The organism is Anaerosporobacter sp. (assembly GCF_965301125.1).
Window position 1 is genome coordinate 1 of record NZ_CBDLAM010000131.1, and the last position, 11,305, is coordinate 11,305.

Annotated in this window: 9 protein-coding genes; all 9 read right to left on the bottom strand. The window is 34.6% G+C overall.

Annotation, left to right across the window (positions count from 1 at the left end; translation table 11 throughout):
- Positions 1-390 precede the first annotated feature (390 nt).
- The gene (locus ACW2QF_RS13660) at positions 391-2,526 is read right to left on the bottom strand and encodes a cellulase family glycosylhydrolase (protein WP_455716560.1); all 2,136 of its coding nucleotides are present in this window, start codon (positions 2,524-2,526) and stop codon (positions 391-393) included.
- A gap of 134 nt (positions 2,527-2,660) precedes the next feature.
- On the bottom strand, positions 2,661-3,233 hold the full coding sequence (locus tag ACW2QF_RS13665) for an N-acetyltransferase family protein (protein ID WP_455716561.1): 573 nt from the start codon (positions 3,231-3,233) through the stop codon (positions 2,661-2,663).
- 464 nt (positions 3,234-3,697) lie between these two features.
- Positions 3,698-4,912 carry an LL-diaminopimelate aminotransferase gene (locus ACW2QF_RS13670; protein ID WP_455716562.1) on the bottom strand — a complete coding sequence of 405 codons (1,215 nt, stop codon included), beginning with the start codon at positions 4,910-4,912 and terminating at the stop codon, positions 3,698-3,700.
- Positions 4,913-5,031: 119 nt separating this feature from the next.
- Complete coding sequence (locus tag ACW2QF_RS13675; protein WP_455716563.1) at positions 5,032-5,574, bottom strand: ANTAR domain-containing response regulator; 543 nt, start codon at positions 5,572-5,574, stop codon at positions 5,032-5,034.
- Positions 5,575-5,640: 66 nt separating this feature from the next.
- On the bottom strand, positions 5,641-6,963 hold the full coding sequence (gene glnA, locus ACW2QF_RS13680) for a type I glutamate--ammonia ligase (protein ID WP_455716564.1): 1,323 nt from the start codon (positions 6,961-6,963) through the stop codon (positions 5,641-5,643).
- 165 nt (positions 6,964-7,128) lie between these two features.
- Complete coding sequence (locus ACW2QF_RS13685) at positions 7,129-7,944, bottom strand: aminoglycoside N(3)-acetyltransferase (protein ID WP_455716565.1); 816 nt, start codon at positions 7,942-7,944, stop codon at positions 7,129-7,131.
- 32 nt (positions 7,945-7,976) lie between these two features.
- Positions 7,977-9,329: an MATE family efflux transporter gene (locus ACW2QF_RS13690; RefSeq protein WP_455716566.1), complete on the bottom strand. Its 1,353-nt coding sequence runs from the start codon at positions 9,327-9,329 to the stop codon at positions 7,977-7,979.
- Between the two features lie 133 nt (positions 9,330-9,462).
- Complete coding sequence (locus ACW2QF_RS13695; RefSeq protein ID WP_455716567.1) at positions 9,463-10,476, bottom strand: LacI family DNA-binding transcriptional regulator; 1,014 nt, start codon at positions 10,474-10,476, stop codon at positions 9,463-9,465.
- Positions 10,477-10,532: 56 nt separating this feature from the next.
- On the bottom strand, positions 10,533-11,162 hold the full coding sequence (locus ACW2QF_RS13700; protein ID WP_455716568.1) for an HAD family hydrolase: 630 nt from the start codon (positions 11,160-11,162) through the stop codon (positions 10,533-10,535).
- Between the last annotated feature and the right edge of the window lie 143 nt (positions 11,163-11,305).

Sequence of the window (11,305 nt, forward strand, 5' to 3'; positions counted from 1 at the left end):
ACACTATATTCCTGTTTATAAATGCTATCGGCAAGTCTCAGTCTCTTTCAATGCTTTTACAATTTCTTTTTTGTAAATATTAGCACAGGATTTTTAGAAACGCAAGTAGATTTTTCAAAACTTTAATAAATTAGTTTTTTTATTAATATTTTATGTAATATCGCTTCTTTGTTTTAATATAGTAAAGCGTTATTTCGACAGATTGGGTGAATTAGACCGTTGCAAAACGTCAATTGAGTAAACAAACTATAATATAAAACCAAATGCATTGAAATGCGACATCAAAAAAACAACTTTTTTATCTGTGCCATTTTGTGAACATACATATATGTTCGCAAAATGACATTCAGCGCAAAAAAGTTGTTCTTTTGCAACATCCACTTTATCTCATTATTTAATTGTCATTGTCTTTTTGAATCCCGTCTCACTAGTAAATAATTTCTTATAAGCAGATACTTTTGAAGCTGGTACGTCAAAAACTTCTTTGCTGTCAATTCCACTATTTGCTTGTGATCCATCTGATGTTAGCTCATTAGTCTTGATTTTTATTTTCTTCAATTTCATGCAATCTTTGAATACGTTATCACCAATAGCGGTTACACGATATGTCTTACCTTCGATTTTTACAGTTTTTTCAATTGTAATAGAAGATACATCTTTATCATCAACACCAACTACTGTTACAGTACCGTTGTTATTTCCATCAACACTCTTCGTAATGATGTACTGGATTCCTTTTACTGTATATGCCTTAGTTGCCACTTCTTTACCTGTTTTTGTTACTGTATATTTTGCAATCTGTCCATCATAGAATTCAAAAACAAAAGTAATATCACCATCTACTACAGATTCATCCGCAAAGAATTTATCCTTAATTGTTATTGTGGAGTCTGTATAATTAGGTAGATAACTGTAGCTAAACTCGATATATTTCCACCATGATGAGTGTGGTCCAACTTTCTTGTCATTCTCTAAAGCATACATTCTTCTTACTTTACTTCCATTAAAATCAACTGGAATAACTAGAGAGTCTGCTGTTCCTACTACATTTCCAAATTCAGGTGTTTTACATTTTACTAAATATTGATGCCAATCCGCACCACTAGAGAATTGGAATACCAAATCAGCAATGGTTCCTTCTTTATCTGAAGCTAATTTCTTATATGCTTTTGCTATATATTTCTTCTTAATAGTCACTGTTGCAGTCTTTTGATCGTATGTATAGTCAGTGCCTTTTTTAAGCCCTTTAATGTTTACAAATGTATTATCATTCAATGTTAATGGTATCTTTACTTCCTTGATATTTTTATCATTAAAATAAATTGTATCAAGTCCTGTTGCATAGGAAGATCTTTCTCCTTTGATACATGCTTCTATCATCTTACCTACGTTCTCTTTTTTCCATGAATAAGCTTTTGTATCATTACGATTAATACCAGAACCATTGTCCCAGAACATTAGGCAAGTATTGTAATCTCTTGCCTTTTTATTTATGTACTCGTAGTATTTTAATTCTTCTCCTTGCTGATTTACTTCCATTCCTGCATCATAACCTAGTAAACCATATTCACCAATAAGAACACCAATACCTTTATCGATAAATGTATTCTTTACTACATCGAACATAGTATCAATTTCAGCTCTTGGAGTATCCCCTTTTCCTTCATTGGTTTCTTCATCGAATCCAGTAAGTCCAAGGTTAGCACTAAACATCCAGATGCTATAATAATGAACCGTAGCAATGATATTCTCATCATTTAACTTAGCAATGAAATCGTAAAGTTCCTTACTTTTCTCTTGTTGGAAATTTGTATTCATTGTAGGCATAACAATCATACGTGTTGCATTATTTCCGCCTGATTTACGAATACATTGATAAGCAGCCATATTAATTTTATCTAATTTTTGTTGTGCAGTACAATTATCACTATCTGAAAAGCCTGGTTCATTGATTGTCTCAAAAGACACTTTGTCACCCTCATCTTTTAGATAAGTTGCAAGTTGAGTCCAAATTTGAGTGTACTTTTGATATTCCATTGAATTTTCATTGCCATCCCAGGCATTTAGCCATGACCAAGCATCTCCATGAAGGTCAACCAATACGTAAAAACCTTCATTAACAGCCATATCGACTACTTCTTTGTAACGAGCTAACCAACCTGCATCAATCACATATTTGCCATCTTTCTCTGTGTAACGTGATTGAATTGTAATTGGCATACGGATACTTTGAAATCCATTTGCTTTAACAGCTTTTAAAAGCTCCTTGGTTACTTTCGGATTACCCCAAGCGGTTTCTCCGCCACCTAAAACAGGGTTGTCCGCATTAAAACCTTCAAAAGTATTTCCTAGGTTCCAACCACTTCCCATAGCTTTTACATAAGCTATCGAACGTGAATCCGTTTTTTCTGTGTTTACCGCTGTTTCAGCGCTTACTTTTTTTCCGATTACCCCAATACTTTTAATTAAGCAAGCTAGAGCGCATACGATCGCCACAATCTTTCTAACTTTTTTTGCCTTTCCCATACCTTACCTCCAATTTACATATTAATTACAATTACATTCTATTATTATATAAAAATAATGAAAACATTATAAATCAGAGGTAAAATACTATACAAATTATACATATTAATTACAGATAGTTACTAATATTACTATTATTTATTCATATCTTCAACTTCACTAAATGGCAATAATTCAGCCGGGGTATCTTCGCACTTACGCAATACTTTCTCATAGTACTTCATATCACACCATCTTCCCAATTTATATGCGGTACGTGATAAACAAGCAATTTCCTTAAACCCACGTTTTAGATGAAACGCTTCGCTCTTTTCATTAGGTGAATCAATTAACGCATATACTTTATAAACTCCCTGCTTATATAAATTATCTATAATAGAAGTATATAATCTACTTGCAATTCCACTTCCATGATATTCTTGCTTAATATAAATCGAAATCTCTGCTCCCCACTTAAAAGCTGCACGTTCCATATGTTGCGAAGCATAGGCATAGCCTACAATTTCACCTTCCAATTCACACACAAGGTATGGATAGAATTTAATAACCTTACGTATTCTCTCTTGAAATTCTTCAAGCGTAGGTATCTCATATTCATATGTTATTGTCGTGTTAAGAAGATAAGGCGAATACACCGCAAGAATACCTGCTGCATCTTCAATTGTTGCAGTTCTTATTGTAAATTTATCAACTATTTTATTATCCATTATTTCGTCCTTCTTAATTTTAAATTTATATATTATTCACTTCTTTATAAATTTTGTATTAAAGCCTTTTGTGGTTACTTTTTTATGCTTTTATATCAACAAAGTAAATAAGCAAAACTCTTAATAACCTTCACTCGCTTCTTAGCTACGTACTATGACTAAGAAACGATAGCGAAACATCTATAGTACTTCTTAGTGGGTACATAGACAACATAGGAAGGCGAGCCATGGACGGCGAGCCAGACTTCGCTGAGGCAGGATGCCGAATCGAAGTCGTTTCCGTATCATTTTGGACACCTAACTTGTACACACTTAGAAGTACTTAGATGTGTAGCGTGTTTTGTGTCATAGTACGTAGCTAAGAAGCCATGAAAACGTCTATAGAGTTTTGCATCACAACTTAAAAACATAAAAAACAGATACAAAATGTATCTGTTTTTACTATCTTACTATCTATTATGATATTATAATTTTTTGATTCTTTCAATTGCTTCTACTGTATTCTCGTAAGAACCGAATGCAGTAAGACGGAAATATCCTTCTCCACTTGGTCCAAATCCTGAACCTGGCGTACCTACAACATTTGCTTCTTGTAATAAATAATCGAAGAATTCCCATGAAGTCATCTTATCTGGAGTCTTTAACCAGATATAAGGTGCATTCACACCACCAGATACTGTGTATCCAGCACTTGCAAGTCCCTCACGGATTACTTTCGCATTATTCATATAGTAAGCGATTTGTTCCTGTGTTTGTTTCTTTCCTTCTTCTGTGTATATAGCAGCACCTGCAGCTTGAATGATATAAGGAGCACCATTGAATTTCGTACCATGGCGTCTTGCCCATAAGCTATTAAGTGTTACATCACCAGATTTTAATTCTTTCGGAATAACAGTGAATCCAAGTCTTGTACCTGTGAAACCAGCATTCTTAGAGAAACTTCTAAGTTCGATTGCACAAGCCTTTGCACCTTCACATTCATAAATAGTATGAGGAACATCATCTTCAGAGATATATGCTTCATAAGCTGCATCATAGATAATGACTGCGCCTACTTTAAGAGCATAATCAACCCATTTTTGTAACTCAGCTTTATTAATTGTAGAACCAGTTGGATTGTTAGGGAAACAAAGATAGATAATATCTGGCTCTTCTGTTGGTAATTCAGGAGCAAAATTAGTCTCTGCTGTACAAGGCATGTAAATTACATTACTCCATCTACCAAGTTCAGGTAAATACTCTCCTGTTCTACCTGACATCGCGTTCGTATCTACGTATACTGGATAAACAGGATCACATACAGCAATCTTGTTATCAACATCGAAGATGTCACCTATATTACCAGAATCACTCTTCGCTCCATCACTGATGAAGATCTCATCTAATGCAATATCTACACCACGAGTCTTGTAATCATTCACAGCAATTGCTTCTCTTAAGAATTCATATCCAAGGTCAGGTGCATACCCTTTGAATGTCTCTTGTTTTGACATCTCATCAACCGCTTTATGCATTCTATCAATAACAGCTGGTGCTAATGGTAATGTTACATCACCAATACCAAGACGGATAATTCGTTTCTCAGGGTTTGCAGCTGTGAATTCGCTTACTTTTTTACCAATTGTAGAAAATAAATAACTACCAGGTAATTTTAGATAATTCTCATTAATCTTGTACATTATGTAGCCTCCTTAAATATATTCTGTATTTTTGTTATTTTACTCTATACTCTGCATTTATGCAATGTATTTTCCCAAATTGAATAGCTACAATTCGCAATTCGCATTACCTGAATTTCTTACATTAAACATAATATCATCTGTGCAGTTTCTACTATATTCGTTCCACTATCCATACTAGTCTTTTGAATATATCGATGCGCCTCTTCCTCTGTCATGTTGTTACGATCCATGAGCAATCTTTTAGCTTTCGATATAATCTCCTTTTCCTCTTGTGTCCTTTGTTTTGGCTTCTCTCTTAATTTTCTCCTTCGTCTTGTATAATTATACGTCATCATTTGAATCGTATTTAATAAATCTTGTGTCTTAATCGGTTTCCCAAGACAAACAATATCATTATTAATACAATCTTCAAACTTAGTAGGTGAAGCAACTAATAGCATCTCAAAACCCTTCGGAAGGTAATTATGTAAATCGCTATAAAACATATCTGTAAAACGATACGCGCTAATAACAATACCACCATCTAAATCATTAGCTGTGGCTATTACTTGCGCTCCCGTTGTACATGTTGCATCTACCTCATATCCATTCCGTATTAAGACATTCTTTATTACCTTCGCATCATCTATTTTAGGAAATGCAATTATTAAATTAAGCATATGTTTGTCTCACCTCCAACCTATACAACCGGCACATTATACCCCCTATGGAACCCGGTTACATGGTTAGATGCGGTATAAATACTGCTCAACTTCCCATGCTGTTACTTGGGAACAATAATCGCTCCATTCTTTCCTCTTAGCTTTAATAAAATTCATAACAAGTTGTTTACCCAAAACACTCTTAATGAATTCATCCTCTTCTAAAGCTTCAATACTATCAATTAAAGTTTTAGGAAGACGTTTGATATCTTTATTGAACTCCTCGTTCTTGATTGCATCATTCGGAAGTGCCTCTGGCATCTCTTCTTTATTACGAATACCCTCTAAACCAGCAGCAAGATATAATGCTAGCACTAAATATGGGTTTGCAGATGAATCAGGAGAACGAAGTTCAATCTTACTCTCATCATCAATATCATTTGGTACACGTATACTTGCATTTCTATTATGTACAGACCAACTGTTATAAGTAGGTACATTATAATTTGGTACAAGACGTTTGTATGAATTAATGATAGGATTTGCAATCGCAGTAATTGCAGCATTGTGCTTTAATACACCTGCAATAAACCATTTTGCTTCATCACATAATTCTTCCTTATCTTCAGCGCCACAGAATATATTCTTACCGTCTTTTAAAATTGACAATAAGATATTCATTCCAGATCCTTTAGAATCATTCATTGGTTTTGGCATAAATGTAGCATGTAAACCATGACGTTTGGCAACAATTCTAACAACCATACGAAACGTCATAATATTATCTGCTGCATTAAGTGCAGTATCATATTGGAAATCGATTTGATGTTGAGATGCGCCAGCTTCATGATAAGAAGCTTCTACTTCAAATCCCATATCTTCTAATGTTAATACGATCTCTCTACGTACATTTTCACCTAAATCAATCGGTCCGATATCAAAGAATCCACCCTTTTCCTCTGTATTCGCAGAAAGTTTACCATTCTCATCTGCTTGGAATAGGTAGAATTCACATTCTGAGCCAACTTCGAATGAATAGCCCATCTCTGCTGCTTGATCAATTATTTTCTTCAGAACGTAACGGCTATCTCCTTCAAATGGAGTACCATCTTTTTGACATACATCACATAGGAATCTGGCTACTTTTCCTTGTTGAGGTCTCCAAGGAAAAATCTCGAATGTATCAAGTACTGGATGAAGATATAGATCTGACTTTTCATTGCTTGTGAATCCTTCAATCGCAGCTCCATCAAATTTACACTGATTATTTAAGATTTTTTCTAACTGGCTCGTTGTAATTGCCATATTCTTTAGCGTTCCGTAAATGTCTGTAAATTGGAGACGTATAAACTCTACATCTTCTTCTTCAACTAATTCAATAATATCTTGTTTGGTATATTTACTCATTCTTACGCCCTCTCTTCCTTTTTGGTATCTGTCTGACCAAGCGATATACTTACCTTCCTACACAGAAAATATTTATTAATTTTCTTACAAAAAATGGGCGTAGGAGTTCATATAAGAACACCTTTGCCCTAATTAAGTTAATAATAACAAGTGATGAAATATTTGTCAATGGGTAACTCCAAAGGTGAATTGCATAATTCGATGTTTCTGGATCCAGGAAACTGCATAATCAACAATATCTCTTTGTCTCATAAATGTGATCATTCCATTTCCTAGCTGCACCTTATTAACCCTGCATTCAGCTTCAAAACTCTCTCCGATTTGATCAAAATCTTCACCATCTACAAATAAAGTTTCGTATGCCTTCCATACCCGTTTCCCGTTTTCCATAATAGCACTATGTTCTATACAATTATGCTTTCCAGGATATTCAGCTCTAACATCAGCCAAATGAATAGATGTATTCTTATCATAGCCTACTCCAATTAACAATACATATCCATCAAGGTCATATAATTTCCCAATTGGAGAGTCCTCTCCAAAAATGTTTGAAAGATCATGATTCTGTGTCAGGTAACTAGCATATTTTCCATATGCCGCCACCGAACGTGCTGGATGATTGCTTCGTACAGTTCCAGGCCATTTTCGAAACATCTCTGCCACAGCTCCCATCGTATTGGTCGGCGTAATATCTTCGTTATATGCAGGCCAATTGTCTCGTATAATCTGCCACCACTCTTCTGGTTCTTCCCAGTGAACTCCGCAGGAAGGATCAAGGTTCTTCCATGATTGAGTTGGCATCATAATAGTTCCTGTTTCTCCTACACTTTCCATCAACGCCTCAATGACAGTCTGAGCACCTCCACATACAAATCCAAGTTTACTAAGTGATGTATGTACCATAATTGATTGTCCTTGTTGCACTCCAACTGTTTTTAATGCAGACAATATGTCTTGTTTTAATACTAATTTTCGTTCCATAATATGTACTCCTTTTCTTTATTATTATAATATTATTTAACCGCTTTAAGACTTTGCATCCATTTCTTTTTCTGAAATATTACAACAGATATACCAAATCGAATACATTCTTCTAATGAGAGAATGAAATATACATAAGGAATGGACAGTTTTAGAACAAATGCAGAAAGCAATCCCAGTGGCACACCAAACACACAGGTTCCAATCAAATCAATAAGCATGACATACTTGGTTTTACCTCCACTTCGTATAATTCCGCCACCCAAAATCATGTTTAGTACTTTGAAAGGTGCAATAACCGCATATGCAATCAATATCTGCTTTGTAAGTAATTTTACTGACTCTTCCACTTGATAAATTTTAACATAATATGAGCTAGTTGTAACTATTAGTAGGGATAGAATTAAAGAGCCAATAAATCCGTAATAAATCAACTTTTTAGAGGCATTGTAAGCCTCATCGTACTCTTTGTTTCCAAGCTTTTTACCGATAATGACACTAGCTGCCTGTGACAAGCCACAAAGTGCTCCAATCATCAATCCTTGAATCGGATTTATCAAAGTCATTGCCGCACTTGACTCTGTTCCAAGATTTCCATAAATACCAGCATAAACATTTTCGCCAAGACTCCACATAAACTCACAAACCAAGATTGGGAGCAACATATTAGCATATTGTTTCCAATTGAATTTGACTTTGATCTGTCTGTTATCCTGGCTGTTTACAAGATAATCTCTATACTTCAAAAGTAGTACTAACATAAACAAGAAGTTAACCACTTGTGATACCACAGTTGCAATTGCCGCACCATCAGGACCCATTTGCGGAAAGCCAAATTTACCGAAAATTAAAATATAGTTTAAACCAGTATTTAAAATTGCTGCAAAGATGCTGGTGTAGAGAGGCAATGAAGCCTTTTCCATACAACGGAACATTGTTGAGAGCAATGTTGCGCCAGCCATTGGAAGAAACGTGCCAGCAATGATTGCAAGATAACTGGATGCTACAAGCATTGTGTTGTTGTCCTTGGTATACAAGCCCATTATCTGCTTATTAAACACAATACATAAGACGGTAAAACAACTTGCTAATCCAACTGCTAAAAGCAGATTCAAAAAGAAGCTTCTTCGTACTTCTTGTTTATTCTTTTGTCCCATATATTGAGATATCATAATTCCTGCTACTGCACCTATCGCTGATACCAAAACAGAAAAGATCGACGAAAATTTACCTGCTAAACCGACACCAGCTACGCTGCCACTGCCTAGTTGACCAATCATAATCTGATCAACAATACTAAATGATGCCTGTAACATGGATTGAAGTGCGACTGGGATAGCAATATTACACACTGTTTTGAAAAAGGTATTTTCACGTTTCATCATTCGTCCTCCTATAAGTATTATTATCTATATTGTAAGACAGCTGTATAATACTTTCAAAGGTTAAACGCATAACCTATCCCAAAAAATAAAGGCTATATTTGTGCAAAATCACAAACACAGCCTTACTATAACATTAATCCTGAATTCGTCTCGTGCTAGCACGTTCAACTAAAGTTATCGGTAGCTTAATAATCGTTTCCATCTCCTTTTTCTCTTTCATTTCTTTCAACTTTTGAATTGCTATTTTCGCTCTCAGTTCCACATCTTGCTTAACAGTAGTTAATGTCGGTGAAATAAGCTCACACATTGGAATATCATCGAAGCCAGCTACTGAAATTTCATCTGGTACTGAAATCCCTTGTTCTGCTAAGAAATGTATTAAATCAATTGCGTAATAATCTGAAACTGCAAAAACTGCTGTTACACAACGCAGTTGATCTATGTTTTTCAGATAAAATGACCAACGTTCTTTTTTCTGCATCGGTATCAACATTAAATCGCTATGTTCTTTACCAAATCCAGCACAGAATCCATCATAACGTTCTTTATCAATGCAAATATCATTATCCGAGACACATAACGCGCGCTTATGACCATTTCTCTTGAAATAATCTCCCACCTGAAATCCACCGTCATAATTATCGATTGTGATATTAAAAATACGATCTATTTTTTCACAATATCCATCATACACAACGAAAGGAATCCGCATATGATTTCTCAAATACATGTAATCCTGATTACAAAAACCAATTACAACTAAACCTTCCATGTTCCACATAGAAGCAAATCGGATGATTTCCTCTGGGTCCTTTGTCTTCTTCACCATCATAAACTGATTATTTTTTTCGATCTCAGTAGATAAGTAGTTTAATGAAGATGCTATAAAAACATCCTCTATTGTATGATTTTCATACTTTTCATGGTCGTTAATAACAACGCCAATAATTCGTGACGAGTTCTGTGCTAACAATATTCCTGCCATACTTGGTATGTATTGACGTTCTTCTAAAAGAGCCTGAACATGCTGTACAGTTTCATCTGATATTTTCTTGGTTTTACCATGTAATACATTGGAAACAGTTGCCGTACTGACTCCAAGTTCTTCTGCTATATCAACTATTCTAACTCGTTTTGTATCTGTCATATCTTTTCCCCTAAATTAAAAATCACACCTTCTATAGCATTATAATGCTTTTAATACTACTGGTGAACAGATTCCTGCCTTGAATTACTTCCAATCATATTGTTCAATAAACTAGCTGTTTCTTCATACGAAGTAAATACAATTCCATGTAATCTGTTCTTTCTAGCAGCTTTAATATTAATCATCTTATCGTCGATAAATACACTTTCTTCTGGAACCAAACCATATCTCTTTATTAAAGCCTGATAAATTCCATCATCTGGCTTAATCAGTTTTTCTTGATAAGATAGTATATATCCATCGATATCGTTCAAGAAATCCAGCTTAATCCCAGATTCCTTGTGTTGTTTCTCACTAAAATTCGATAACACATAGATGTGATATCCCCTCTTCTTCAAATCTTCAATCCAAGACAACGTATACGGGTAAATTTCTATCATCTCGTTGAAGTTCTCATACATCTGACGAATCTCTTTCTCCACAGATGGATCATTCTTAATAAACGCTTCAAGCAATTGGGTTGGAGTCAAGACTCCTTGGTCAAAAGCATCCCATGTGGGGCTTAATACGGTAGCTTTTGCTACTTTATCAAATACTTTATCGGTAAATCCAAAACTAGCAAAATGTTTCTCCCAGCAAAAATCTAACAATACGTTTCCTATATCAAAGATGATGTTATGTATCATTATTTCTGTCCTCATTTCTATTATTATGTAGGGGTAATATCTGTTACTGAATTGCTAATATCATACGTACTTTTTTGTTTTGACAATTAAAAGTAATAATTTTAGATTTATCGTAATATTAAACGATATATTTAGTATTTTTC

Excerpts from the sequence above, each read along its gene's own strand:
- ACW2QF_RS13670 (WP_455716562.1), bottom strand. The coding sequence starts at position 4,912 with ATGTACAAGATTAATGAGAATTATCTAAAATTACCTGGTAGTTATTTA.
- ACW2QF_RS13685 (WP_455716565.1), bottom strand. The coding sequence starts at position 7,944 with ATGGAACGAAAATTAGTATTAAAACAAGACATATTGTCTGCATTAAAA.
- ACW2QF_RS13665 (WP_455716561.1), bottom strand. The coding sequence starts at position 3,233 with ATGGATAATAAAATAGTTGATAAATTTACAATAAGAACTGCAACAATT.
- glnA (WP_455716564.1), bottom strand. The coding sequence starts at position 6,963 with ATGAGTAAATATACCAAACAAGATATTATTGAATTAGTTGAAGAAGAA.
- ACW2QF_RS13695 (WP_455716567.1), bottom strand. The coding sequence starts at position 10,476 with ATGACAGATACAAAACGAGTTAGAATAGTTGATATAGCAGAAGAACTT.
- ACW2QF_RS13690 (WP_455716566.1), bottom strand. The coding sequence starts at position 9,329 with ATGATGAAACGTGAAAATACCTTTTTCAAAACAGTGTGTAATATTGCT.
- ACW2QF_RS13675 (WP_455716563.1), bottom strand. The coding sequence starts at position 5,574 with ATGCTTAATTTAATAATTGCATTTCCTAAAATAGATGATGCGAAGGTA.
- ACW2QF_RS13700 (WP_455716568.1), bottom strand. The coding sequence starts at position 11,162 with ATGATACATAACATCATCTTTGATATAGGAAACGTATTGTTAGATTTT.
- ACW2QF_RS13660 (WP_455716560.1), bottom strand. The coding sequence starts at position 2,526 with ATGGGAAAGGCAAAAAAAGTTAGAAAGATTGTGGCGATCGTATGCGCT.